Source organism: Paraburkholderia sp. JPY419 (assembly GCF_050435705.1).
In the GTDB taxonomy this organism is placed as follows: Bacteria; Pseudomonadota; Gammaproteobacteria; order Burkholderiales; family Burkholderiaceae; genus Paraburkholderia; species Paraburkholderia youngii.
Genome location: NZ_JBNDKV010000002.1, coordinates 3585173 through 3609490, shown reverse-complemented (window position 1 = coordinate 3609490; position 24318 = coordinate 3585173). Strand labels below are relative to the sequence as shown.

Genomic DNA, 24318 nt, shown 5'->3' with positions numbered 1-24318 from the left:
CAAAAGAATTCAAATCCATCTTTACATTCAGATACAGGAGTGTATTAGAATGCATTTCGTCATCCAAAGCCATATCTGTATGCCATTAGCATGAACGGCGTGCAGGTCTTCGCTGGCGGGCCGCGCGGCTTGCCGTGTTCGTTCGCTGTCTCCAGTTGGGGTAATTGTGAAGCGTCCCGGTTCTCCCGCATCGTCAGCGATGCGCCAGCAGTCTCCCCCATCCCATCACCGCGGTTTCGCCATGCAGACCTGCGCGCTGGCGCTGGCAGGCGTGCTCGCGCTCTCGGCCTGCTCGAAGAAGGAAGCCGCGGCACCCGCGCCGCGCCCGGTGGTCGCCCTCGCCGTGCATGCGGACGGTCACGCGCTGCAGGCGGCGTCGCTGCCCGGCGAAGTGCAGGCGCGCTATTCGACGCCGCTGTCGTTCCGCGTCGCCGGCAAGATCATCGAGCGGCGGGTGCGGCTCGGCGACACGGTGAAGAGCGGCGAAGTCGTCGCGCTGCTCGACCCGGCCGATGCGCAGAAAAACGCCGCGAGCACGCAGGCGCAGGTCGAAGCCGCGCAGCACAACCTCGTCTATGCGCAGCAGCAGCTCGAACGCGACAGGGCCCAGGCCAAGGAAAACCTGATTGCGCCGGCGCAGCTCGAACAGACCACCAACGCCTACGCGTCCGCGCTCGCGCAGCGCGATCAGGCGCAGCAGCAGGCGGCGCTCGCGAAGAACCAACTGCAGTACACGACCCTCACCGCCGGTCATGCGGGCGTCATCACGGCTGAACAGGCGGACACGGGACAAAACGTGTCGGCGGGCCAGGCCGTCTACAACCTCGCGTGGAGCGGCGACGTCGACGTCCTGTGCGACGTGCCCGAAAGCGCGCTCGCCGCATTCGCGGTTGGCCAGAATGCGAGCGTCACGCTCGCCGCGCTGCCGGGCCGCAAGCTCAGCGCGCGCGTGCGTGAGTTGTCGCCGGCCGCCGATCCGCAAAGCCGCACATGGCGCGCGCGTCTGACGCTCGTCGATGCCGGCGCCGACGTGCGCCTCGGCATGACCGCCGACGTCACGCCGGCCGTGCCGCTCACCGCGGCGGCCGCGCAGCACGGCGTGTTCACGCTGCCGGTCACCGCGCTGTTTCACGAGGGGCGTGAACCGGCCGTGTGGGTCGTGCGCGCCGCGGACAACACGCTCGAGCTGCGTCGCGTGACCGTCACGCGCTACTACGAGCGCACGTTTGTCGTCAGCGAGGGCCTGAAAGATGGCGAAAGCGTCGTACTGCAAGGGGTGCACACCGTGAGCGCCGGCGAGAAAGTCCGCGCGATCGCGCCGCTGCATCCCGAGGACTTCGCTTCATGAGCACGGCGCAAGAAGAAGGCCGCTTCAATCTTTCCGCGTGGGCGCTGCGTCATCAGGCGCTGGTCGTGTTCCTGATCGCGCTCGCCACCGCGTTCGGCATCCTCGCCTACACGCGGCTCGCGCAATCGGAAGACCCGCCCTTCACGTTCCGCGTGATGGTGATCCGCACGTTCTGGCCCGGCGCCACCGCGCGCCAGGTGCAGGAGCAGCTGACCGATCGCATCGGCCGCAAGCTGCAGGAAACGCCGTACATCGATTTCGTGCGCAGCTACTCGCGCCCCGGCGAATCGCTGATCTTCTTCACGATGAAAGACTCGGCGCCGGTGAGCCAGGTGCCCGAGACGTGGTACCAGGTGCGCAAGAAAGTCGGCGACATCTCGGCGACCTTGCCGCCGGGCATCCAGGGCCCGTTCTTTAACGATGAATTCGGCGACGTCTACACCAACATCTACACGCTCGAAGGCGACGGCTTTTCCGCCGCGCAACTGCATGATTACGCGGACCAGTTGCGCTCGGTGCTGCTGCGCGTGCCGGGCGTCGGCAAGGTCGACTATTTCGGCGACCCCGATCAGCACATCTACATCGAGATCGCGAACACGCAGTTGACGCGTCTGGGCATCTCGCCGCAACAGCTCGGCCAGGCGATCAACGCGCAGAACGCGATCGCGCCCGCGGGCACGCTCACCACCACCGACGACCGCGTGTTCGTGCGCCCGAGCGGCCAGTTCAACGACGTCAACGCGCTGGCCGACACGCTGATCCGCATCAACAACCGCACGTTCCGTCTCGGCGACATCGCGACGATCAGGCGCGGCTACGACGACCCGATCGTCACGCAGATGCGCTTCGGCGGCAAACCCGTGCTGGGTATCGGCGTGACGATGCAGCCTGGCGGCGACGTGATTCGCCTCGGCCGCGCGCTCGATCAGCAGATGAACCAACTGCGCGCCGCGCTGCCCGCCGGATTGAACCTGGTCGAAGTATCGAGCATGCCGCACGCGGTCGCGCGCTCTGTGAACGACTTCCTCGAAGCGGTCGCCGAAGCGGTCGCGATCGTGCTGATCGTGAGTCTGGTGTCACTTGGCGTGCGCACCGGCATGGTCGTCGTGATCTCGATTCCGGTGGTGCTCGCGGTCACCGCGCTGTGCATGTACCTGTTCGATATCGGCCTGCACAAGGTATCGCTCGGCACCCTTGTGCTCGCGCTCGGCCTGCTCGTCGACGATGCGATCATCGCGGTCGAAATGATGTCGGTGAAGCTCGAGCAAGGCTGGAACCGCACGCGCGCCGCGGCCTTCGCGTACACCAGCACCGCGTTTCCGATGCTGACCGGCACGCTCGTGACCGTGTCCGGCTTCCTGCCGATCGCGCTCGCGAAATCGAGCACCGGCGAGTACACGCGTTCGATCTTCGAGGTGTCGGCGATCGCGCTGATCGCGTCTTGGCTCGCGGCGGTCGTGCTGATTCCGCTGCTCGGCTATCACATGCTGCCCGAGCGTAAGCGCCATGCGCACGAGCCCGACGATCACGAACACGACATCTACGACACACGCTTCTACACGCGTTTGCGCGGCTGGATCGGCTGGTGCATCGAACGGCGCTTCGTGGTGCTCGCGATCACCGTGCTGCTGTTCGTGCTCGCGATGGCCGGCTTCTCGCTGGTGCCGCAGCAGTTCTTCCCGAGCTCGGACCGGCCGGAGCTGCTGGTCGATGTGCGGCTGCCCGAAGGCGCGTCGTTCGATGCCACGCTGCGTCAGGCGCAGCGGCTCGAACAGGTTCTCAAGGGGCGGCCGGAAATCGATCACTCGGTCAGCTTCGTCGGCACCGGCGCGCCGCGCTTCTATCTGCCGCTCGATCAGCAATTGCAGCAGCCGAATTTCGCGCAATTCGTGATCACCGCGAAGTCGGTCAAGGATCGCGAGAATCTCGCGCAGTGGCTCGAACCGGAGCTGCGCAACAACTTCCCGGCGATCCGCACGCGCCTGTCGCGCCTCGAGAACGGCCCGCCGGTCGGCTATCCGGTGCAGTTCCGCGTGAGCGGGGACGACATCGCGACTGTGCGCTCGATCGCCGAACGCGTCGCCGCGACGATGCGCGCCAATCGCGGCACGCGCAACGTGCAGTTCGACTGGGACGAACCCGCCGAGCGCTCGGTGCGCTTCGAGATCGACCAGAAACGAGCGCGCGAGCTCGGCGTGACATCCGAAGACATCTCCAGCTTCCTCGCGCTGACGATGTCCGGCTACACGGTCACGCAGTATCGCGAGCGCGACAAGCTGATCAGCGTCGATCTGCGCGCGCCGCGCGCCGAACGCGTCGACCCGTCGCAGCTGACCGCGCTTGCGATGCCGACGCCGAACGGCCCGGTGCCGCTCGGCACCCTCGGACATCTGCGCAACGACCTCGAATACGGTGTGATCTGGGAACGCGACCGCCAGCCGACCATCACCGTGCAGTCCGACGTGTCGGCCGGCGCGCAAGGCATCGACGTGACCCACGCGGTGGACCGCGCGCTCGCGCCGATCCGCGCGACGCTGCCGGTCGGCTACCGGATCGAGATCGGCGGCTCCGTCGAGGAAAGCGCCAAGGGTCAAACCTCGATCAACGCGCAGATTCCGATCATGGTGATCGCGGTGCTGACGCTGCTGATGATCCAGCTGCAAAGCTTCGCGCGCGTGCTGATGGTCGTGCTGACCGCGCCGCTCGGCCTGATCGGCGTCGTGCTGACGTTGCTGCTGTTCGGCCAGCCGTTCGGCTTCGTCGCGATGCTCGGCGTGATCGCGATGTTCGGCATCATCATGCGCAACTCGGTGATTCTCGTCGATCAGATCGAGCAGGACATCGCGTCGGGGCACAAGCGTTTCGATGCGATCGTCGGCGCGACCGTGCGGCGGTTCCGGCCGATCACGCTGACCGCCGCCGCCGCCGTGCTCGCGCTGATCCCGCTCTTGCGCTCGAACTTCTTCGGGCCGATGGCGACCGCGCTGATGGGCGGCATCACGAGCGCGACGATCCTGACGCTGTTCTATCTGCCCGCGTTGTACGCCGCGTCGTTCCGCGTGCGTACCGACGAGCGCGAGGCGCAGACGCCGTCCGGTTCCGGCGCCACGCATACGGGTAACTGAGGGCAACTGAGCATGAGCACGAGCATGACTATTCCCGCCCTATCCCGCCGCCGCACGCGCTTCGACGCGCTGGCCCGCACCACGCTGGCCACCGGCATCGCGAGCATCACCTGCATGCTCGGCGCCTGCTCGTTCGGACCGAACGGCGACGCGCCCGCGATGCCGCAGCCCGCGCACTACGGTGCCGAGCCGCTGCCGACGCAAACCGTGCCCGCGCAGGGCATCACGCAGCAGTTCGTGACCGGCGCGCAGCCGGTGCCCGAATGGTGGAAGCTGTATCGCTCGGAGGCGCTGAACGCGCTCGTCGACGAAGGCTTGCACAATAGTCCGACGCTCGACGCGACCGACCGCAGTCTCGCCGCCGCGCGCGAGCAGTTGCGCGCGCAGGTCGGCAGTTCGCTGCTGCCGACCATCGACGCCGGCGGCCAGGCCACCCGCAATCGCGCGCTCGCGATCCCCGAGATCGGACCGAACACGTTTCTGTACAACGTGTTCGTCGGCCAGCTGCAGGCGCACTACACGTTCGACCTGTTCGGCTCCGCGCGGCTCGCGAACGCGGCGCTCGCCGCGCGCGTGAACGTGCAGGTCTACCAGCTCGAGGCGGCGCGGCGTGCGCTCGCGGCGAACATCGTGACCGCGACGATCACGAGCGCCGCGCTGCATGCACAGATCGATACGACCGAGCGGCTCGTGGTCCTCGCCAACGATCAGGCGCGCGATACCGAACGGCGCTTCGCGCTCGGCGCGGTCTCGCATGCCGATCTGCTGAACGCGCAGCAGAGCGCGGCGAGCGTGTCGGCGAATCTGCCGGCGCTGAAGCAACAGTGGCTCACCACGCGTCACGCGCTCGCGGTGCTGCTCGGCCGCACGCCCGATGCCGCGCCGGACGACATCGATCTCGCGCAATTGCATCTGCCCGAGCAGGTGCCGGTCGTGGTGCCGTCGGAGCTGCTGCGCACGCGGCCTGACATCGAGGCCGCCGACGCCGCGCTGAAGGCCGCTGCGACCGATGTCGGCGTCGCCACCGCGCAGATGTTCCCGAGTCTGTCGCTGTCGGCATCGATGGGACAAGGCGGGTTTAGCTGGCCGGTCGCGATGTCCGGTGCGGGGGCGATCTGGAGCATCGGCGCGTCGCTATCGCAACCGCTGTTTCATGGCGGCGCGCTGCTCGCGCAGCGCCGCGCGGCGCAGCACACTTACGAAGCGAGCGTGTCGCAGTACAAACAGACCGTGCTGGCCGCGTTCCAGAACGTCGCCGATACGCTCGCCTCGCTCGAGCACGACGCGCAGTCGCTCGATGCCGCGAACATCGCCGCGCGTTCGGCACAGGGCGTGTTCAACGAGACGTCGGCGCGCTATCGGCTCGGCTCGCTGCCCGTCGCGGCGACCCGTTCGAGCGAGCAGCAATGGCGCAACGCGCAGCTCGACGAGATCCGCTATACGAGTGCGCGGCTGACTGACACGGCTGCGCTGTTGCAAGCGATGGGGAATCCGCCGCTCGATCAGGGCCGGACGTCGTCCGCACCGGCGGCGGCCGCTTCTACTGCTGCGTCTGCGTCGGCGCCCGTCGGTACACCGAACACAACCGCATCCAACTAAACCTGGGATTCCCTACCGAACGCCGAGCACTTGTCCCCAGTTCGTGTTATCCCCAGTTTGTGTTGACAGACTTGTTGATAAGCCAGGGGCGAAGCGTCTAATTGCTTGAGGCGAATCGCTTTGTCCCGCGTGTTATCGGGCGCGGCAATTTCGAAGCAACGACGCGATCACGCGGAGTCACGACGGGAAGGAAACAGCCTGCGCCGTTATCCACAGAATGTGTTGAAAGACCTGTTGATAAGGCCTGGAGATCGCGTCCAAGTGCTTGAGCGCGCGATGGATTCAGCCGTCGATGCATTCGCGCACGCATCGCGCAAAGAAGGAAGGATAGGTCAGGAATCCGACCCGAAGGGGTGAACGCGTGCGCGTGCGCGACCCGCCGAAGCCGACCGCGTACGCGCTGTCAAAAACATCAAGGCTTGTTCGACTCGAACAGATCCATGATCTGCTTCTTCTCGGTCGTCGACACGCTCGGCGGCGGCACCACCGGCGGCGTCATGCCCGCCGGCCCCACACCGCCCACCGCATCGGTCGCGCCGGCCATCGGATTGCTCGAATCGAGACCGATGCTCGCGACGAAACCTTGCCCCGGCAACTTGTCGCTGAAGAACAACTCACCGTCCATCGCCGTCACGCCGTCGGGTTGCGGCGGCTCGGCCTGTGGCACACCGCGCAGCGCGCGCTGCATGTACTCGACCCAGATCGGCAGCGCGAGTTGCGCGCCGAATTCACGGCTGCCGAGACTCTTCGGCTGGTCATAGCCCATCCAGGCGACCGCCACCAGCGACTGCTGATAGCCGGCGAACCAGCCGTCCTTAGCATCGTTGGTCGTACCGGTTTTGCCCTGCAGGTCCGAGCGCTTCAGCACGTTGGTGCCCGCGCCCGTACCCGCGGTCGCGACCGAGTGCAACAGGCTATTCATGATGTACGCGTTGCGCGGCTCGAGCGTGCGCGGCGCATCGTGCCCAGCGACGAGCGGCTGCGCCCGCGAGATCGCCACGCCACGCGCGTCGGTCACTTCGTTGATCAGATACGGATTGATCCGGTAGCCGCCGTTCGCGAACACCGAGTACGCGCCCGCCGACTGCAGCGGCGTGACGAGGCCCGCGCCGAGCGCCATCGGCAGATACGGCGGAGTCTTGTCGGCGTCGAAACCGAAGCGCTGCGTGACGAAATCCTGCGCATACCTGGTGCCGATGAACGACAGGATGCGGATCGACACGAGGTTCTTCGACTTCTGCAGCGCGAGGCGCATCGACATCGGACCATCAGGCTGGTCGTCGTCCTTCGGCTCCCACGCATCGCCGCCCGGTGTGCTCGGCGGGAAGTACAGCGGCGCGTCGTTGATGATCGTCGCCGGGGCGAGACCCTTGTCGAGCGCGGCCGAATAGATGAACGGCTTGAAGCTCGAACCCGGCTGGCGCCACGCTTGCGTCACATGGTTGAACTTGTTCTTGTTGAAGTCGAAACCGCCGATCAGCGCGCGGATCGCACCGTCCTGCGGCGTCAGCGACACCAGCGCGCCCTCGACCTGCGGCAGCTGCGTGATCTGCCAGTTGCCCTTGTCGTCGGCGATGAGGCGCACGATCGAACCCGGCCTGATGTGCAGCGTCTGGTTCGCGCGTGGGCTCAGCGCGGCGGCGACGAAGCGCAGGCCGTCGCCCGACACCGTCACCTGCGTACCGTCGACCAGTTGCGCGACGACCTGCTTCGCGTTCGCGGCCGTCACCACGCCGGCGATGATCTCGCCGTTGTCCGGATGATCGGTCAGCGCGTCGTCGATGGTCTGGTCGCGGTCGTCGCCGGCCTCCGGCAACTGCACGAAGCCCTCGGGTCCGCGATAGCCGTGGCGCCGCTCGTAGTCCATCACGCCCTTGCGTACCGCGCGGTACGCGGCGTCCTGATCGGCGGAATCGATCGTCGTCGTGACGTTCAGGCCGCGCGTGTAGGTTTCATCCTTGTACTGCGCGTACATCATCTGCCGCACCATTTCGGCGACGTACTCGGCATGCACGCTGTACTCGTTGCCCGGATTCTTCGTGTGAATCTCTTCCTTCACGGCCTGGTCATACTGCTGCTGCGTGATGTAGCGCAGTTCGAGCATGCGTCGCAGGATGTACTCCTGACGGATCTTCGCGCGCTTCGGATTGACGACAGGGTTATACGCGGACGGCGCCTTCGGCAGGCCCGCGAGCATCGCGGCCTGGGCCAGCGAGATGTCCTTCAGATCCTTGCCGAAGTACACGCGCGCGGCCGCGGCGAAGCCGTATGCGCGCTCGCCCAGGTAGATCTGGTTCATGTACAGCTCGAGGATCTGGTCTTTCGTCAGCGCTCGCTCGATCTTGTACGCGAGCAGCATTTCGTAGACCTTGCGGGTGTAGGTCTTCTCGCTGGAGAGGAAGAAGTTGCGCGCGACCTGCATCGTGATCGTGCTCGCGCCCTGCGATGCGCCGCCATGCGCAAGGTCGGCGAAACCGGCGCGCAGAATGCCGACGAAGTCGACGCCGCCGTGTTCGTAGAAGCGGTAGTCCTCAATCGCGAGCACCGCTTTCTTCATCTGGTCGGGGATGTCCTGGAAGCGCACGAGGCTGCGGCGCTCCTCGCCGAATTCGCCGATCAGCACGTGATCTGCGGTGTAGACGCGCAGCGGCACCTTCGGGCGATAGTCGGTGAGCGCGTCGAGCGACGGCAACTGCGGCCCCATCACGACGAGCGCATAGCCGACGATCAGCGCGCCGATCACGGCGACGGTCGCGATCAGGCCGATGAACCACAGCACGAGCGACGCACCGATCGAACGACGGCCGTACTCGGCGTCGCGCGAAGCAGCATTGCGTCCTGGGGTGCGTTGCTGGGAGTCCCGGTCTTCACCGGCCGGAGAATTCGAGGAATGCGGTCGTTTGATGATTGGCATGACTGGAGTAATGGGCCCGCAACTGCGCGCCTGTCTGCACGCGCACACGGCGCGCGCATGGGTCGTGATCGACATCCTGGCCGGGGACGTACGCCGCCCTGCGGACCTTGCCCCCGGCCGGCCGCACGGCACGCCTCGGACCATGTCCGGCGCAACGTAACAGCGCATTTTAAAGAAATCAGCAGCGTTCCAACGCGGTTTTTTTGTAAGAATTCCCTTCGACGGCCGCCTTTTCCTGGTAAGGGGCTGTAATTTCGCGCAGTGCGGATCGCAGCGGGCGTGCGAAGCGCGGCTTATGCGGGGTTATCAACATTTTCTGTTGAAAGGGCTGTGGACAAACCGGCCGCAATCACTACAACTCGTTGATGTCACGGGATTTTCGCATCGCGCTTATTCCGTGGCGGCGCAACTCGTCATATGATGAACCCCGCGCACGTCGTTCGATGCGCGCGACGGGGACCCAGCGGCGGGTTTCACCGGCAGCTCCGTTGACGGGTTCCGACACCGTATCCGGGGGCACGCGCCGACCCGCCCATGCCAACAAGACTGCGAGTCGATCATGTCCAAGCCCAGCGAGCGCATCGTCGTATTCGTCACGACTGCGCAGAAACGTGCGATTACCGCGACCGCGGAGGAACTGGGCATCAGCGTAAGCGAACTGATGCGGCGCGCGGTGCTGAGCTTCGGTGCGACCAGCGAGCAGGTCAAGGCCGCGAGCATCGTCGACCGGCTGCGCGCGCCGCGCGCGCCCGATGCGCTGAACGCGGCGCTGCAACGCGTCGCGCGCGGTACGCGCTATGCGCGCGCCGCCCTGCCGGCGTCGCTGCAAGCGCCTGACAAAGACGCGGCAAGCGCGGCTGCCGGCGCAGCCGATGCCGCGGACCCGCCCGCAATGCCGCAAGCCGGTCGCCCCGCCGTCGCCACGGACGCTGCCGGTTCGCCCGCCCCGCTGCTTCCCGCGGGTGTCGCCGCCGCGCTCGCCGCCGAGCAGGACGAACAGGCGGCGGCCACCGCCGAAGCCGTCGCACGTCTGACCGCGGCACGAGCCGCCGACAACGCCGAAAACACGGAGACGGACGCAATCGAACATGCCGCGTCGCAACGGCTGTCCGGCACCTCGGCGCGTCTGCGCAACTCTCTGAAGCGCCGCCCCAACGAGCCGGCCCCCGACGACGACGAACCGCACAGCGACCCGAGCGCCGAAGGCGGCCGCTTCGCGTGACCGAAAGCGTGACGGAAAATTACCGCGCATCGAGCCGCGATCACTGCATCCGAACGAACAGGCGGAGGTGTGCAACGAGTCCGCGTTGCATATCGTTACATCAGTGACACCTGTATGAACCGCTGCTCGATAATGCCCGCACACGCTTGCAAATAGTGGCTTTCCAGCATCGCTTCAGCCTCCGGAAGGCCGCATCGTTCAAGCCATCTTTAAGACAGCCGATGGTGTAATATCCGCCGTCAAGTCCATGCCCGTCGCGGCTTTCCATCATCCAGGCAAGCCTCGAGCCGGCATTGCGCCCCAACAAAAACGGACCGCGCTATTGCAATTGGCAAGTACGCCCCGAACTCCGGTCCGAACGTTGCGCAGCATCGCGCGCGGCGGCGTAAAGTAGCAGTAGTTCAAAGCGGTCAGGCGCGCACGCATCGTCGGCGCCGCTCACATTCTCTGGAGGTTTTCATGTCGCTTTTTGACAGCATTTCGCGCACGCTCAAGGGTCTTCTGAACGATGCGGCCGACTCGGTGCAGGATCCGTCGCGTGACTCGCGCCAGATCGTGCGCGAACTCGACGACAGCATCGGCAAGGCCGAGAACTCGCTGATCGAGATTCAGGCGCAGGTCGCCACCCAGCAAAGCAAGCGCGATGTTGCCGCGGACAAGGCGAAGAAGTATGAAGACGGTGCTCGTCGTGCGCTGCAGTCCGGCGACGAAGCGCTCGCGCGTGAAGCGCTCGGCGCGCAGGCCACCGCCGAAGCCGAACGCGATGCACTGACGAAAGAGCTGACCTCGCTGGAGCCGTCGGTCGCGCAACTGAAGAGCCAGATCGAGGACATGCGCACGCGCCGCAACGACCTGAACGCACGCTCGAACATCCTGCAAGCCAAGCAGCAGATCGCGCAGGCGAAAGATACGGCGGCCACGGCACTCGGCGGCATCGGCGGCAAGAACCTGTCCGAAGATTTCCAGAAGCTCGAAGACAAAGTCGCGCTGTCGAACGCGCGTTCCGACGCGCGTCTGAACTCCGCCGACGAGAAAAGCGGCAAGGCGCTCGACGACAAGCTCGCGGACCTGAACCGCGGCCCGTCCGTCGACGACCGGCTCGAAGCGCTGAAGAAGCAGCTCAATACGCCGGCGCAGTAAATGCTGGATGCGTGTGTACCACCTCATGGCAAGTACGCGAAGCAGGTACACGCGGCAGTGACAACAGCAGTAGCAGTACATGCCGGTGCGCTCGCCCCTGAACGCACCGGCATATCGGCAGCCACAGGCAGCCACCGCAATCGACTCATGGAGACGGGCGCGCCCCGCCCGGTCCGCAAATGAAAAAACTTTTCGCAACCGCCTTCGCTTCGCTGCTGCTCGTGTCGGCCGCGGCGTTCGCGGTGCCGACCGCTCAGCAAATCGAATCGGCGATGGCGCAGGGCAACTGGCAGCAGGCCGACGCCGGCCTCACCGAAGTGTTGCAAGCGCATCCGAACAACGCACACGCGCATTATCTGTACGCCCAGGTGCTCGATCGCGAAGGCCGTTCCGCCGAGGCGCTCGCGCAACTCCAACAGGCGAAGACGCTCGATCCGCAGATCCGCTTCACCGACCCGAGCCGCTTCGCGCAAACCGAAGCGCGCCTGCGCCGCGACGCGGAGCGCGCGGGCAACAACGTCACCCGTCATGCCGCGAATCCGTTCGCACAGCAGAATGCGCCTGCTGTGCAGCAACAGTCGGCAATGGCGTCGCAAGCGCAATTACGGCATGGTCCGGGGGTAGGTATGTGGATCGGTATCGTTGTTCTGATCGTGGCGATCGCGTTTGTGCTGCGCTGGACCTTGCGCCGCGCGCGCGGCCAGGAAGACACTCGCGCTGACGAGGACCGTCGCGCGCAATTGAAGCGTGCAACCGACATGCTCAACACGGTGCGTTCGATCAAGCTCGACGTGAAGCTGTCCACCGCGCCGGGTCACGAGTTGCTCGAGAAAGACGTCGAAGCGACCGAAGAGCAGTTGCGCAGCACTGTCGAAACGCTGTCGAACGGCAAGAATCCGCTGCCGCCTTATGCACTCGACGAGTTCGAGCAACGCATCGCGAGCCTGCGTGCGCGCGCCGACGGCCGGCCCGATCCGACCGCCGCGTCGGTGGGCACCGGCCAGCAATCGGCGTATGCGCAGGAGGCCGAGCGCTTCGGCAATCCGCAGCCGCCCTATCCGCAACAGGGTCCGGTTCAGCAGCAGCCGCAGGTCATCGTCCAGCAAGGCGGTGGCATGGGTGGCGGCATGGGCGGTCTGCTGACCGGCGTGCTGCTTGGCGAGGCGCTCAGTCATGGACGTGACCGCGTGATCGAGCGCGACGTGATCGTCGACCCCGACGAACTGCGCCGGCGCGGCAACGACGGCGGAAACGGCAGCGGCCTCGACTTCGGTCAGGGTTCGAACGACTGGAACGATGACGGCAGCGGCGGCGGCATCGACATGGGGAGCAACGACGATTCCGGCGGTTGGACCGATACCTGATCTCACCCGATCGATCCGCGTCGAATGAAACACAGGCTCCTTCGCGGAGCCTGTTTTTTGCCTGCCGGTTTTGTGTAGCGCTTTCGCTTATTTCAGGCCCGCGCCGATTCCACCTGGCTACCCTCGTGCTGCGCGAGCACGACCGCCCCTGCGAACAGCCGCACGATGAAACGCTCGGCGTAATCGATCAATGCGTCGCGGCGCGCGTCGTTCGCGTCGATGTATTCAGCGGATAGATGAAACAGTTGCAGCACGATCTGCGTGCAGACTTCGTCGACGGTTTCGCGCGCAAGTCGCGGCATCAGTTCGAGTTGCACGACGTCGTCCGCCATTTCCGCCGACACCTCGTGCAGGTTCGCGCGCACCGCTTCGCGCAAGGCCGGCGACGGGCCGTGGTACTCCGCCAGCGCGCTCATGAACGCCTCGCGGTTCGCGAGCGCAAACGCGAAAAAAGCGACGCACGCGCGCCGCGGCACGCTGTGCGGCTCGTCATGCGCGGCGAGCCAGCGCTCGCGCCGCAGCATCGGCCGAAGCCGGCGGCTCACGGCGGCGACGGCTTCGCGCGCCAGTTCGTCGAGCGCGCTGAAATGACGGTAGAACGTGTTCGGATTGAGGCCTGCCTCGCGCGCGAGCTCGCGCAAGCCGAGGCTCGCGAAACTGCGGCCGCCGGCGGTCAACCGCAGCGCGGCTTCGATCAGCTTGCGCTTGCCGGGCGGCAACTCCGGGCCGGCGACGGACGATGCTTCGGGGACAGTGGTCATCGTGCGTTCAATCATCGCGCGGTATACGCGTTCAATAGCTGCACTCTAAACGATCTTGACGCGATGTGTACGGTTGTCTACCCTGCGCGGTAAGCCATGTATAGACAGGTGTTGACGCGCGATTTCGGCTTCGGCCGTACGCGCCGCGCGAGCCCGCCGCTCGGTAGCCGCTGTCGTTTCACCCCCGCTTTCGCCCGTGCCGGAGACCGCCGTGACGCCTGCCCCCTCCCCCTCATCCACCGCGCCGCGCATTGCGATCGTCGGCAGTGGCTTTGCCGGCATCGGCATGGCGATCCGTCTGCAGCAGATGGGCATCACATCGTTTACCGTCTACGAGGCCGCGAGCGGCATCGGCGGCACGTGGCGCGACAATACCTACCCCGGCGCGGCCTGCGACGTCCCCTCGCATCTGTATTCGTTTTCGTTCGAGGCGAATCCGGCGTGGTCGCGCTCGTTCAGCAGCCAGGCCGAAATTCTCGCGTATCTGCAGCACTGCGCGCGCAAGTACGGCGTCGATCGCTATGTGCGCTGCAATGCGAGAGTGAGCGCCGCGCGCTTCGACGAAGCGCGGCAGATCTGGCTCGTCGAGCTCGACACGAACGGTGTGCGCGAAATTATCGAGGCCGACGTGCTGATCGCCGCGAACGGTCCGCTGTCGCGTCCCGCGCTGCCGCGCATCGCCGGCATCGAACGTTTCGAGGGCAAGCTGTTTCACTCGGCGCGCTGGGATCACGCGTATCCGCTCGACGGCAAACGCGTCGCGGTGATCGGCACCGGCGCGAGCGCGATCCAGTTCGTGCCGAAAATCCAGCCGCGCGTCGCGCATCTGGACCTGTTCCAGCGCACCGCGCCGTGGGTGATGCCGAAGCGCGACAAGCCGATCGGCCCGCGCGCGCAATGGCTGTTCCGTACGCTGCCGTTCACGCAACGCTTCGTTCGCAGCGCGATCTATTGGCAGCTCGAATCGCGTGGGATCGCGTTCGTCGTCAATCCGAAGCTGATGGAGATGCCGATGAAGTTCGGCCTCAGCTATCTGGAGCGACGCGTCAAGGACCCGGCGCTGCGCGCGAAGCTCACGCCGAACTATCGGCTCGGCTGCAAGCGCGTGCTGCTGTCGAGCGACTATTACCCGGCCGTGTGCCAGCCGAACGTCGATGTCGTGACGAGCGGCATTCGCGAGATCGTCGCGGATGGCATCGTCACCGACGACGGCGTGCATCACCACGCGGACGCGATCATCTGCGGCACCGGCTTCCAGGTCAACGACGTGCCCGCGCCGTTCGAAGTGACCGGCCTCGACGGCACCGACCTCAGCACGCTGTGGCTGCGCGATGGCCCGGAGGCCTATCTCGGCACGAGCATCGCGAACTTCCCGAACTTCTTCATGATCGTCGGCCCGAACACGGGGCTCGGCCATAACTCGATGATCTACATGATCGAGTCGCAACTGCGCTATATCGGCGATTGCCTGCGCGTGCTGCGCAAACGCAATGCGCGCACGATGACCCTACGCGCCGACGTGCAGCGCGATTTCAATGCGCGTTTGCAGCAGGAGATGCGGCACGCGGTATGGACGAGCGGCTGCCATAGCTGGTATCAGACCCAGAGCGGCAAGGTCACCGCGATCTGGCCCGGCTTCACGTTCAGCTTTCGCAAGCGTACGCGGCGCGTGCGGCCGCAGGATTACCGCTTCGCGCGTTGAATCGGCCTCGCGCGGCGGCAGGCGCAATCACTGCCCTCCGCCACCGCTCAGCAATCGCAACAGCTCCCATAGAAACTTCACGATGATCACGATCAGTTCCCACAGCCGATAAAGCGGCTGCCAGTCCAGCGCGCGCAGAAGGGACTCGAACATCGCTATCGCCAGAAGAAATGAAGGCGCCCAACGCGTCGCGCGACCTCAAACCGCCATCACGGCCCGCTTGCGCTCCGCGCGCTGCATGAAGAAGTTCGCCGCGACCACGCCGACCGTGACGACCGCGATGAACAGCGTCGCGAGCGCATTCATCTCCGGATTCAGGCCGAGACGCACGCGCGAGAACACAACGAGCGGCAAGGTCGTCGAGCCGGGACCCGACAGGAACGCGGACAGCACGAGGTCGTCGATCGACAGCGTGAACGACAGCAGCCAACCCGACACCAGCGCCTGTGAAATCAGCGGCAGCGTCACGGAGAAGAACACCCGCAACGGAGTCGCGCCGAGGTCGAGCGCGGCTTCCTCGAGCGACGGATGCAGCTCCCGCACGCGCGACTGCACGATGATCGCGACGTACGAAATACACAGCATCACGTGGCCGATCCAGATCGTGAAGATGCCGCGTTCGGCCGGCCAGCCGATCCAGCGCGCCATTTCGATGAACAGCAGCAGCAGCGAAATGCCCTGAATCACTTCGGGGATCACCAGCGGCGCGTTGATCATGCCCGTGTACAGCGTGAAGCCGCGAAAGCGGCCCATCCGCGCGAGAACGAAGCCGGCCCACGTACCGATGATCACCGACGCGAACGCCGTCAGCAAGCCGATCCGCAGCGACAGCCACGCCGACGTGATGAGCTCGTCGTCCCGCAACAGCGCCGCGTACCAGCGTGTCGAAAAGCGTGTCCACACCGTGACCAGTTGCGATTCGTTGAACGAATACACGACGAGGCTAACGATCGGGATATACAGAAACAGAAAGCCGATGCCGAGAGCAATCAGCTGCAGCATGCGATTCGGTTTCATTGGCGGCCCTCCTCCAATGCCTTCGCCTGCGCATGCTGGAACAGCGCCATCGGCACCAGCAGCAGCAACACCATCGCGCAGGTGACGGCGGACGCCATCGGCCAGTCCGCATTGTCGAAAAACTCGTTCCACATCACGCGGCCGATCATCAGCGTGTTCGCGCCGCCGAGAAGTTCCGGAATCACGTACTCGCCGACCGCCGGAATGAACACCAGCAGGCAGCCCGCGACGATGCCGTTCTTCGACAGCGGCAGCGTGATCTGCCAGAACGCCTTCCACGGCTTCGCGCCGAGGTCGTAGGCGGCTTCGAGCAAGGTCAGGTCCATTTTCACGAGGTGAGCGTAAAGCGGCATCACGAGAAACGGCAGGTACGAATAGACCATGCCGATGTAGACCGCCGTGTTCGTGTGATACAGCTCGATCGGCGAATGGATCAGGCCGACCGACATCAGGAAGTTATTCAGCAGCCCGTTGTTCTTCAGAATGCCGATCCATGCGTACACGCGGATCAGGAACGAAGTCCAGAACGGCAGCATCACGGCCATCATCAGCAGATTGCGGGTGGCTGCATTGGAGCTCGCGATGTAGTACGCCATCGGATAGCCGATCAGCAGACACAGCAGGGTCGAAATCGCCGCGACCACGACCGAATTCACATAGGTCGCGAAGTACAGGCTGTCGGTCAGCAGAAACGCGTAGTGCGACAGATCGAGCGTGATGTGCAGCGCGCCTTCCGCGAAGGTGACGAGCTGCGTGTACGGCGGAATGCCGAGCTGCGAATCGGCGAAGCTGATCTTCACGACCAGCAGGAACGGCACGAGGAAAAACAGCAGCAGCCAGATGAACGGTCCCGCTACCACCGCGGTGCGTCCCGTGAGCTTCAGACGACGCACGGGCCACGTGAAAAACGAGCGAAGCGCTTCTTTCATGACGTCAGCACCACGCCGGCCGATGCGCTCCAGCGCACGTAGACTTCGTCGCCCCAGGACGGCGGATCGATTTCGGTGAGCGCGAGGCTCGTCACGTTCGCGATGACGGTCTTGCCGCCCTCGAGCTTCACGTGATACAGCGAATAGCCGCCCATGTACGCGATATTCGTGACGACGCCCTTGCCCCAGTTGTAGGCGCCCTCGGGTGGCTTGCGCGTGAGCGCGATGCGTTCGGGCCGCACCGAAATCGTCACCGGCATGCCGAGCGGACCCGTGATGCCGTGATTGACGTGCAAACGGCAGGTCAGATCCGGCGTTTCGATAAACACGTGATCGGGTTCGTCCTCGACCGTGCGGCCTTCGAACAGATTGGTCGAGCCGATGAATTCCGCCGAGAAACGGCTGTTCGGATACTCGTAGACTTCATGCGGCGTGCCGAGCTGCACGATCTGGCCTTCGCTCATCACGGCGAGGCGGTTGGCCATCGTCATCGCTTCTTCCTGATCGTGCGTGACCATCATGCAGGTGACACCGACCTGGTCGAGAATGTTGACGAGCTCGATCTGCGTGCGCTGGCGGATCTGCTTGTCGAGCGCCGACATCGGCTCGTCGAGCAGCAGCAGCTTCGGCCGCTTGACGAGCGAGCGCGCGAGCGCGACGCGCTGCTGCTGGCCGCCCGACAGCTGATGCGGCTTGCGCTTCGCGAAGCGGCCCATCTGCACGAGTTCGAGCGCGTTGTGCACGCGGTCTTTCAGCTCGCCCTTCGGCACGCCTTCCTGCTTCAGGCCGAACGCGACGTTCGCCTCGACCGTCATGTGCGGGAACAGCGCGTACGACTGGAACATCATGTTGACCGGCCGGCGATACGGCGGCAGTTGCGCGAGGTCTTCGCCATCGATCAGGATCTTGCCCGACGTCACGGTTTCGAGCCCGGCCATCATGCGCAGCAGGGTCGACTTGCCGCAGCCCGAACTGCCGAGCAGCGCGAACAGCTCGCCCTTCTTTACCGTCAGGTTGACCCCTTTGACCGCGACGGTCTCGCCGAACTTCTTCACGACGTCGACGATCTGGATGAACTGCTCCGCTGCGTCTCCCGTAACGGCGCTCGGGCCCGTCGACGGCACGGCCGTCCCGGCCAGCGCGCCCGGCTGGTCACTACTCATCATAATGCTGCTTCACTCCGGCGTTTGACGAACAAAGCCCCCGGTGAACACCGAGGGCTTCATAGGCTTCTTATCTGTTTGTTGCCGCGCTTAGCGGCCGGACTTGAACTCGGTCCACAGTCGCGTTTGCAGCCGCTGGATTTCCTGCGGCAGCGGTTTCAACAGGAACAGCGTCTTGATGGTTTCCGGCGACGGGTACACGGCCGGATCGTTCGCGACGTCCTTGTCCACGTACTTGCGCGCTTCCATATTGACGCTCGGGTAGTACACGGCGTTGGTGATCGCGGCGTGCACCTGCGGCGTCTCGATGTAGTTGATCCACTCGAGTGCGGCTTCCTTGTGCTTCGCGTCCTTCGGAATCGCCATCACGTCGAACCACACCGGCGCGCCGCCCTTCGGCACCAAGTACTCGATCTTGTACGGCTTCTTCGCTTCGAGCGCGCGATGCTTGGCGATCACGACGTCGCCCGACCAGCCGTACGCGAAGCACACGTCGCCGCCGACGAGGTCGTTGATGTAGCCCGACGAGTTGAACTGCGTGATGTACGGACGGATTTTCTTCAGCATTTCGAGCGCGGCGCGGTAGTCGGCCGGGTTCGTGCTCATCGGGTCCTTGCCCATGTAGTGCAGCGCGGCCGCGAACATCTGGTCCGGCGCGTCGAGCACCGACACGCCGCAGGCCTTCAGCTTCGAGATATTTTCCGGCTTGAACAGAATGTCCCAGTTATCGAGCGGCACGTCCTTGCCGAGGATCTGCTGGACCTTCGTCACGTTGTAGCCGAGGCCGGTCGTGCCGTACGCCCAGGGCACCACGTACTTGTTGCCCGGATCGGCGCCGGCGACGAGCGCCATCAGCGACGGGTCGAGGTACTTCAGGTTCGGCAGCTTCGATTTGTCGAGCGGCTCGAAGATGCCCGCGGCGATCTGCTTGCCCGCATAGTTGCTGGTCGGCACGACGATGTCGTAACCCGAGTTGCCGGTGAGCAGCTTCGCCTGCAGCGTGTCGTCGCTGTCGTAGTTGTCGTACTTGACCTGAACGCCGGTCTGTTTCGTGAAGTTCGGGATCGTATCCTTCGCGATATAGTCGGACCAGTTATACACGTTCAGCTGCGTATCTTTCGCAGCGGCCGTCAACCACGGCGCCGCGCACAAGATCAGCGCCGCCACCTGCCCCACTATCCGTTTGTTCATCCCGTTCTCCGCTCCCGTCGTCACTCAAGCCGCGCCCTCGCGCGCACGGCCCCCTGAAAACCCCGAAAACTACCACCAATTATTGCCCACTCCAAAAAAAACCCGGAGCTGTCGCGCAAACGGTACAGGCTCTGGCCGCACCCTTGCAAAATGGCCGCAATTTTAACGGGTTATCGGCGCGTGTCTACCGGAAAATACGCGCGCCGGGGTCGCGCTTTCCCCACGCTGGCGCAGGTTGCGGGGGTTTCGTCGCGTCGCTGTTATCTGCTTGTCAGGTCGGCGTCGGCTCGCACCTGGCCGGGGCGCCGCTCGCGCCCGCGCGGGTGCCGGACGCTGCATGCCGGTGCAGAGCCGCGTCGGCGCGGCAGCGCACCTTTCATGCGCACCGGCTTCGCCACGACGGCTCGAATGCTCCTATCATGATCCATTGATGCGGATTGCGCGACGTCGCCGCGCGACGGCCGGCCAGCCGCTGCGCGCCTGCGGTGGGCACATGACTTGCAACAGGCTGCGTTTCCGGGAAGCTCTGGCACGATGAACACCAATCCTTTCGCGATGCGTCCCAACCGCCGCCGGCGTCTGCCGGGCGAGCCGACGCGTCCGGCGCACTGGTTCTCGTTCCTCGGCGCCGGCGCGCTGATTGCGGTCGGCTATATCGACCCCGGCAACTGGGCGACCGCGCTCGGCGCCGGCGCGGGCTACGGCTACCGCCTGCTCGGCATCGTCCTGCTGGCGAGTCTGATGGGGATGCTGATGCAGTGGCTGTCGTCGCGCCTCGGCGTCGTGACCGGGCGCGATCTCGCGCAACTGTGCCGCGAGCGCAATGGCCGGCGCGCGACGCTGTTCTTATGGCTGACTAGCGAAGTCGCGATCATCGCCGTCGACGTCGCCGAGGTGGTCGGCAGCGCGGTCGCGCTGCAACTGCTGCTCGGCGTGTCGCTGACGGTCGGCGTGCTGATGTCGGCGGTCTGCACGTTCGCGCTGCTCGCGCTCCGGCAGAAAGGCGGCCGCAGGCTGGAAGCGGTGATCGCCGCGCTGATCGGCTTCGTCGGCCTGTGCTTCGTCGTGCAGCTCGCGCTCGCGCGGCCCGACTGGCACGCGGCGCTGGCCGGCACCGCGCCGAGCGTCGAGCTGATCAGAAGCGCGGGCATGCTGTGGCTCGCGGCGGGCATCGTCGGCGCGACGGTGATGCCGCACAACCTGTATCTGCATTCGGCGCTCGTCAAGCACCACGCGCCCGAGAGCAGCGACGTGCAGATCAAGGCCGCGCTGCACGCCGTCAATATCGACACTTTCGGCTCGCTTGCGTTCGCGTTCGTGATCAACGCCGCGCTGCTGATCGTCGCGGCCGCCGTGTTCTACACCAGCGGCCATCGCGACGTCACCGATCTGGCCGATGCGCATCGGCTGATCGCGCCGCTCGTCGGCAACCGCTGGGCCGGCATCCTGTTCGCGGCGGCGCTGCTCGCGTGCGGACTCAGCGCGACCGTCACTGGCACGCTGGCCGGTCAGGCTGTGATGGAGGGCTTCCTGCGGCTGCGCTTGCCGCGCTGGAAACGCGCACTGCTCACGCGTGCGCTAGCGATCGGGCCGGCCCTGCTCGCGGTGGGCATGTTCGGCCAGCATGGCTCGAATCAGTTGCTGGTCGCGAGCCAGGTCGTGCTGAGCCTGCAATTGCCGCTCGCGGTCGTGCCGCTGATCCGCTGTGCGTCCGATCCGACGCTGATGCGCGGCTGGCGCGTGCACGGCCTGCCGCTCGTGCTGGCTTGGCTGTCGGCGTGGTTCATCATTGCGCTCAACGGCGCGTTGTTGTGGCAGCTGGCGGTCGGGGCATGACGGCGGCCGCGGACGTCGGCGCGCGGTCGTCGTGAACTTCGCATCGCGCTGACGCCGCTTGCAAGGCACGCTCCGCGCATCGGTTAACATAGCGGAACTTTGCCTCCCCGCCCCAAGGTTTTCGATGACTTCGAATCTCCACGATCTTCCCGACAGCCCGTGCATCGGCGTCTGCTCCACGCTCTTCGACGAGGTCTGCAAAGGCTGCGGCCGCACCGCGACCGAAGTGTCGAACTGGGTGTTCCTCAGCGACGAGGAAAAGCGCGCGATCTGGACCCGGATCGAACGGGAAGGCACGGCGATGCGCTTTCAGAACGACAAGGTGTGAGCCGGTCGTCTGCACGCAGTTCGAGGTTGCTTGCGCCCCTGAAGAATGCCGGGATGTCCCGGCATTTTTTTTGGTTTGTGTTTTCCTCTATGCGCGTTGGAAGCGCATGCATCCAAACCCGAGAACGCTTCGGAAAACTTCGGCTCCATGACCACCACCAGGGACTTCGTTCAGTGCCTCGCGCAATGGCGCCGAATGGCCCACGTGTTCAATCCGTGGTCCGAGACCGATGAACGCGATCAGCCCGGCATCAACGCGCCCCTGATTCGCCAGCAACAGCTCGCCGCCTACCTGCAAGCCCGCCGGACGAGCGCCAAGGTGATCCTGATTGCGGAAGCGCTGAGCTGCCGCGGCGGACGTTTCACCGGCATCGCGATGACCTCCGAGCGGATTCTGCTTGGCAACGATGCGAAGCTCAACGGCTTAGCCAGGAGAACGGAGCGCGGCCCGCTACCGGCCTATCTGCCGGGTTCGGCAACCCGCACCAGTTGCCGCGATGCGCTGCCTCGAATGACGGACCGCGAATATGGTGTCTATGAGAGAACGGCCTCGGTCGTCTGGCAGACGATGCTTTGCAATGGCTTCGATCCAACCGAGTTTGCGCTATGGAATGCATTCCCGTTTCATCCGTTCGCGGACGAAGACACCGAAAGCAACCGCCGCCCAACGAATCCAGAGCTACATGCGACAGTCCAGATTCTGACTGATTTCATCGGCCTGTTCCCTCCAAACGTGCGGTTCGTTGCGCTTGGACGGGAAGCGGAAAGCGCGCTGCTCAGTCACCCGATGCGGCCGCTGCACGAACTCGTGAGGCACCCTACAGCTAGAGCGGCGAAACCTGCAAATAGCGCGGTTCAAGCGAAGAATCGCCCCATGGGTACGCTGGATGAAGTCATTCGACGGCTCGCGCTGAGCCGGCATTAGTCCAGCGCCTGGGGCACCGGCTAGCCACCAATACAAAAGGCCCACGCCGGCAAACTGCCAGCATGGGCCTCTGGGGATCGCTGAAAACCAGCGACCCAGCGCTTATTGAACGCCCTGACTCGTCAGGAAGTCCTCGTAGTTGCCGCCGAAGTCGTTCAGCGTGCCGTCCGTGCGCACTTCGATGATCCGGTTCGCGAGGCCGCTGACGAACTCACGGTCGTGCGAAACAAAAATCAGCGTGCCTTCGAACTTGTCCAGCGCGATCTGCAGCGACTCGATCGACTCCATGTCCATGTGGTTGGTCGGCTCGTCCATCAGCAGCACGTTGTGGCGGCCGAGCATCAGCTTGCCCCAGATCATGCGGCCTTTCTCGCCGCCCGACAGCACCTTGACCGACTTGCGGATGTCGTCGGCATTGAACAGGAGGCGGCCTAGCGTGCCGCGCACCATCTGCTCGTCGTCGCCTTCCTTGCGGTACTGGTCGATCCAGTCCATCAGCGTGACGTCGTTCGGAAACTCTTCGTAGGTGTCCTGCGGCATGTAGCCGACGTTCGCGTTTTCCGCCCACTTCACCGTGCCGTGATCGAGTTGCAGATTGCCGAGCAGCGAGCGCAGCAGCGTGGTCTTGCCCGCGCCGTTCTCGCCGATGATCGCGATACGCTCGCCCGGCTGCACGCTGATGCTGAAGTTATTGAAGATCGAGCGCTCGTACTTCTTCGAAATGCTCTCGGCGACCACCGCGATGTTGTGCAGCTTCTTCTCGAACTCGAAGCGGATGAACGGATTCTGCCGCGACGACGGCTTGAATTCCTCGATCTTGATCTTGTCGATCATCTTCAGACGGCTGGTCGCCTGGCGTGCCTTCGACTTGTTCGCCGAGAAGCGGCGCACGAAGTCCTGCAGATCGGCCACACGCTCCTTCGCCTTCGCGTTGGCGGCCTGCTGACGCTCGCGCGCCTGGGTGCTCGCGAGCATGTAGTCGTCGTAGTTGCCCGGATAGACCTTCAGCGTGCCGTAGTCCATGTCGGCCATGTGCGTGCAGACCTGGTTCAGGAAGTGCCGGTCATGCGAGATGATGATCATCGTCGAGTTGTACTGGTTCAGAATATCTTCCAGCCAACGGATCGAATTGATGTCCAGGTTGTTGGTCGGCTCGTCCAGCAGCAGCACGTCCGGCTTCGAGAACAGCGCCTGCGCGAGCAGCACGCGCAGCTTCCAGCCCGGTGCGACGTTGCTCATCGGGCCGTTGTGGTCTTCGATCGCGATGCCGATGCCGAGCAGCAGTTCGCCCGCGCGCGCTTCGGCCGTGTAGCCGTCGTACTCGGCGAACTTCGCTTCGAGTTCGGCCGCGTGCATGTAGTCGTCGTCGGTCGCGTCGGGGTTCGCGTAGATCGCGTCGCGCTCGGTCATCGCGGCCCACATTTCGGTGTGGCCCATCATCACGACGTCGAGCACGCGCACGTCTTCGTATGCGAACTGGTCCTGACGCAGCTTGCCCAGACGCACGTTCGGCTCGAGCATCACGTTGCCCGAGCTCGGCTCCAGATCCGAACCGAGAATCTTCATGAAGGTGGATTTACCGCAGCCGTTCGCACCGATCAGGCCATAGCGGTTACCTTCCCCGAATTTGACCGAAATGTTCTCGAAGAGGGGCTTCGGCCCGAATTGCATGGTGATATTGGCAGTAGACAGCACGGCGCGTCCCTTTGAATGTGATATCGGCGAAAAACCCAATATTTTAGCAGGTTTAGAGAT

The 24318-nt window shown here is 64.8% G+C and carries 18 protein-coding genes; 10 read left to right on the top strand and 8 right to left on the bottom strand.

From position 1 onward, the window contains the following. Positions 1 to 199: 199 nt before the first annotated feature. Genes QFZ91_RS22715 through QFZ91_RS22705 form a run of 3 tightly spaced genes read left to right on the top strand, consistent with a single transcriptional unit; the run spans position 200 to position 6072 of the window. Positions 200 to 1348, top strand: coding sequence for an efflux RND transporter periplasmic adaptor subunit (locus QFZ91_RS22715; protein ID WP_429568495.1), 1149 nt, complete (start codon positions 200 to 202; stop codon positions 1346 to 1348). Next, entirely contained in the window at positions 1345 to 4473 is a 3129-nt protein-coding gene (locus QFZ91_RS22710) for an efflux RND transporter permease subunit (RefSeq protein WP_429568494.1), read from the top strand. The genes QFZ91_RS22715 and QFZ91_RS22710 overlap by 4 nt, the downstream gene beginning before the upstream one ends. Before the next feature lie 24 nt (positions 4474 to 4497). Beyond that, on the top strand, positions 4498 to 6072 hold the full coding sequence (locus QFZ91_RS22705) for an efflux transporter outer membrane subunit (protein ID WP_429568493.1): 1575 nt from the start codon (positions 4498 to 4500) through the stop codon (positions 6070 to 6072). Between the two features lie 412 nt (positions 6073 to 6484). Here the strand turns inward: QFZ91_RS22705 and QFZ91_RS22700 are convergent, their stop codons facing one another. After that, on the bottom strand, positions 6485 to 8986 hold the full coding sequence (locus QFZ91_RS22700) for a penicillin-binding protein 1A (protein WP_176379257.1): 2502 nt from the start codon (positions 8984 to 8986) through the stop codon (positions 6485 to 6487). Positions 8987 to 9545: 559 nt separating this feature from the next. On the opposite strand from QFZ91_RS22700, the gene QFZ91_RS22695 reads away from it, so the two are divergent. The 3 genes from QFZ91_RS22695 (at position 9546) to QFZ91_RS22685 (ending at position 12712) form a co-directional block, all read left to right on the top strand. Continuing rightward, a complete protein-coding gene (locus tag QFZ91_RS22695) occupies positions 9546 to 10208 on the top strand; it encodes a hypothetical protein (RefSeq protein ID WP_429568492.1) in 663 nt (220 codons plus the stop codon). 459 nt (positions 10209 to 10667) lie between these two features. Continuing rightward, positions 10668 to 11348, top strand: a complete 681-nt coding sequence (locus QFZ91_RS22690) for a PspA/IM30 family protein (protein ID WP_018417715.1) — start codon at positions 10668 to 10670, stop codon at positions 11346 to 11348. 179 nt (positions 11349 to 11527) lie between these two features. Next, complete coding sequence (locus QFZ91_RS22685) at positions 11528 to 12712, top strand: tetratricopeptide repeat protein (RefSeq protein ID WP_429568491.1); 1185 nt, start codon at positions 11528 to 11530, stop codon at positions 12710 to 12712. A gap of 92 nt (positions 12713 to 12804) precedes the next feature. On the opposite strand, the gene QFZ91_RS22680 is transcribed toward QFZ91_RS22685, so the two are convergent. Then, positions 12805 to 13473 carry a TetR family transcriptional regulator gene (locus QFZ91_RS22680; protein WP_429568490.1) on the bottom strand — a complete coding sequence of 223 codons (669 nt, stop codon included), beginning with the start codon at positions 13471 to 13473 and terminating at the stop codon, positions 12805 to 12807. A 211-nt stretch (positions 13474 to 13684) separates the two neighbouring features. Here QFZ91_RS22680 and QFZ91_RS22675 point away from each other — a divergent pair, with 211 nt between their 5' ends. Continuing rightward, positions 13685 to 15175 (top strand): flavin-containing monooxygenase, encoded by a 1491-nt coding sequence (locus tag QFZ91_RS22675; RefSeq protein WP_429568489.1) that lies wholly within the window; start codon positions 13685 to 13687, stop codon positions 15173 to 15175. Positions 15176 to 15202: 27 nt separating this feature from the next. Here QFZ91_RS22675 and QFZ91_RS22670 read toward each other — a convergent pair whose 3' ends face one another. From QFZ91_RS22670 to QFZ91_RS22650, 5 genes are all read right to left on the bottom strand, one after another. Further along, a complete protein-coding gene (locus QFZ91_RS22670) occupies positions 15203 to 15328 on the bottom strand; it encodes a hypothetical protein (RefSeq protein ID WP_429568488.1) in 126 nt (41 codons plus the stop codon). Between the two features lie 45 nt (positions 15329 to 15373). After that, positions 15374 to 16192 (bottom strand): ABC transporter permease subunit, encoded by an 819-nt coding sequence (locus tag QFZ91_RS22665; protein ID WP_176108333.1) that lies wholly within the window; start codon positions 16190 to 16192, stop codon positions 15374 to 15376. Then, positions 16189 to 17121 (bottom strand): ABC transporter permease subunit, encoded by a 933-nt coding sequence (locus tag QFZ91_RS22660; protein ID WP_429568487.1) that lies wholly within the window; start codon positions 17119 to 17121, stop codon positions 16189 to 16191. Before QFZ91_RS22660 ends, QFZ91_RS22665 begins: the two co-directional genes overlap by 4 nt. Continuing rightward, complete coding sequence (locus QFZ91_RS22655; RefSeq protein ID WP_429568486.1) at positions 17118 to 18284, bottom strand: ABC transporter ATP-binding protein; 1167 nt, start codon at positions 18282 to 18284, stop codon at positions 17118 to 17120. The genes QFZ91_RS22660 and QFZ91_RS22655 overlap by 4 nt, the downstream gene beginning before the upstream one ends. Positions 18285 to 18374: 90 nt before the next feature. Further along, the gene (locus QFZ91_RS22650; protein WP_176379250.1) at positions 18375 to 19475 is read right to left on the bottom strand and encodes a polyamine ABC transporter substrate-binding protein; all 1101 of its coding nucleotides are present in this window, start codon (positions 19473 to 19475) and stop codon (positions 18375 to 18377) included. A gap of 534 nt (positions 19476 to 20009) precedes the next feature. Here QFZ91_RS22650 and QFZ91_RS22645 point away from each other — a divergent pair. From QFZ91_RS22645 to QFZ91_RS22635, 3 genes are all read left to right on the top strand, one after another. Beyond that, positions 20010 to 21311, top strand: coding sequence for an Nramp family divalent metal transporter (locus QFZ91_RS22645; protein ID WP_429568485.1), 1302 nt, complete (start codon positions 20010 to 20012; stop codon positions 21309 to 21311). A gap of 124 nt (positions 21312 to 21435) precedes the next feature. Then, positions 21436 to 21639, top strand: coding sequence for a DUF1289 domain-containing protein (locus QFZ91_RS22640; RefSeq protein WP_090800501.1), 204 nt, complete (start codon positions 21436 to 21438; stop codon positions 21637 to 21639). 195 nt (positions 21640 to 21834) lie between these two features. Further along, positions 21835 to 22563 carry a uracil-DNA glycosylase gene (locus QFZ91_RS22635; protein WP_429568484.1) on the top strand — a complete coding sequence of 243 codons (729 nt, stop codon included), beginning with the start codon at positions 21835 to 21837 and terminating at the stop codon, positions 22561 to 22563. Between the two features lie 102 nt (positions 22564 to 22665). Here QFZ91_RS22635 and QFZ91_RS22630 read toward each other — a convergent pair whose 3' ends face one another. Then, entirely contained in the window at positions 22666 to 24258 is a 1593-nt protein-coding gene (locus QFZ91_RS22630; RefSeq protein ID WP_176108328.1) for an ABC-F family ATPase, read from the bottom strand. Between the last annotated feature and the right edge of the window lie 60 nt (positions 24259 to 24318).

Excerpts from the sequence above, each read along its gene's own strand:
- QFZ91_RS22715 (WP_429568495.1), top strand. The coding sequence starts at position 200 with ATGCGCCAGCAGTCTCCCCCATCCCATCACCGCGGTTTCGCCATGCAG.
- QFZ91_RS22710 (WP_429568494.1), top strand. The coding sequence starts at position 1,345 with ATGAGCACGGCGCAAGAAGAAGGCCGCTTCAATCTTTCCGCGTGGGCG.
- QFZ91_RS22705 (WP_429568493.1), top strand. The coding sequence starts at position 4,498 with ATGACTATTCCCGCCCTATCCCGCCGCCGCACGCGCTTCGACGCGCTG.
- QFZ91_RS22700 (WP_176379257.1), bottom strand. The coding sequence starts at position 8,986 with ATGCCAATCATCAAACGACCGCATTCCTCGAATTCTCCGGCCGGTGAA.
- QFZ91_RS22695 (WP_429568492.1), top strand. The coding sequence starts at position 9,546 with ATGTCCAAGCCCAGCGAGCGCATCGTCGTATTCGTCACGACTGCGCAG.
- QFZ91_RS22690 (WP_018417715.1), top strand. The coding sequence starts at position 10,668 with ATGTCGCTTTTTGACAGCATTTCGCGCACGCTCAAGGGTCTTCTGAAC.
- QFZ91_RS22685 (WP_429568491.1), top strand. The coding sequence starts at position 11,528 with ATGAAAAAACTTTTCGCAACCGCCTTCGCTTCGCTGCTGCTCGTGTCG.
- QFZ91_RS22680 (WP_429568490.1), bottom strand. The coding sequence starts at position 13,473 with ATGACCACTGTCCCCGAAGCATCGTCCGTCGCCGGCCCGGAGTTGCCG.
- QFZ91_RS22670 (WP_429568488.1), bottom strand. The coding sequence starts at position 15,328 with ATGTTCGAGTCCCTTCTGCGCGCGCTGGACTGGCAGCCGCTTTATCGG.
- QFZ91_RS22665 (WP_176108333.1), bottom strand. The coding sequence starts at position 16,192 with ATGAAACCGAATCGCATGCTGCAGCTGATTGCTCTCGGCATCGGCTTT.
- QFZ91_RS22660 (WP_429568487.1), bottom strand. The coding sequence starts at position 17,121 with ATGAAAGAAGCGCTTCGCTCGTTTTTCACGTGGCCCGTGCGTCGTCTG.
- QFZ91_RS22655 (WP_429568486.1), bottom strand. The coding sequence starts at position 18,284 with ATGAGTAGTGACCAGCCGGGCGCGCTGGCCGGGACGGCCGTGCCGTCG.
- QFZ91_RS22650 (WP_176379250.1), bottom strand. The coding sequence starts at position 19,475 with ATGAACAAACGGATAGTGGGGCAGGTGGCGGCGCTGATCTTGTGCGCG.
- QFZ91_RS22645 (WP_429568485.1), top strand. The coding sequence starts at position 20,010 with ATGAACACCAATCCTTTCGCGATGCGTCCCAACCGCCGCCGGCGTCTG.
- QFZ91_RS22640 (WP_090800501.1), top strand. The coding sequence starts at position 21,436 with ATGACTTCGAATCTCCACGATCTTCCCGACAGCCCGTGCATCGGCGTC.
- QFZ91_RS22635 (WP_429568484.1), top strand. The coding sequence starts at position 21,835 with ATGGCCCACGTGTTCAATCCGTGGTCCGAGACCGATGAACGCGATCAG.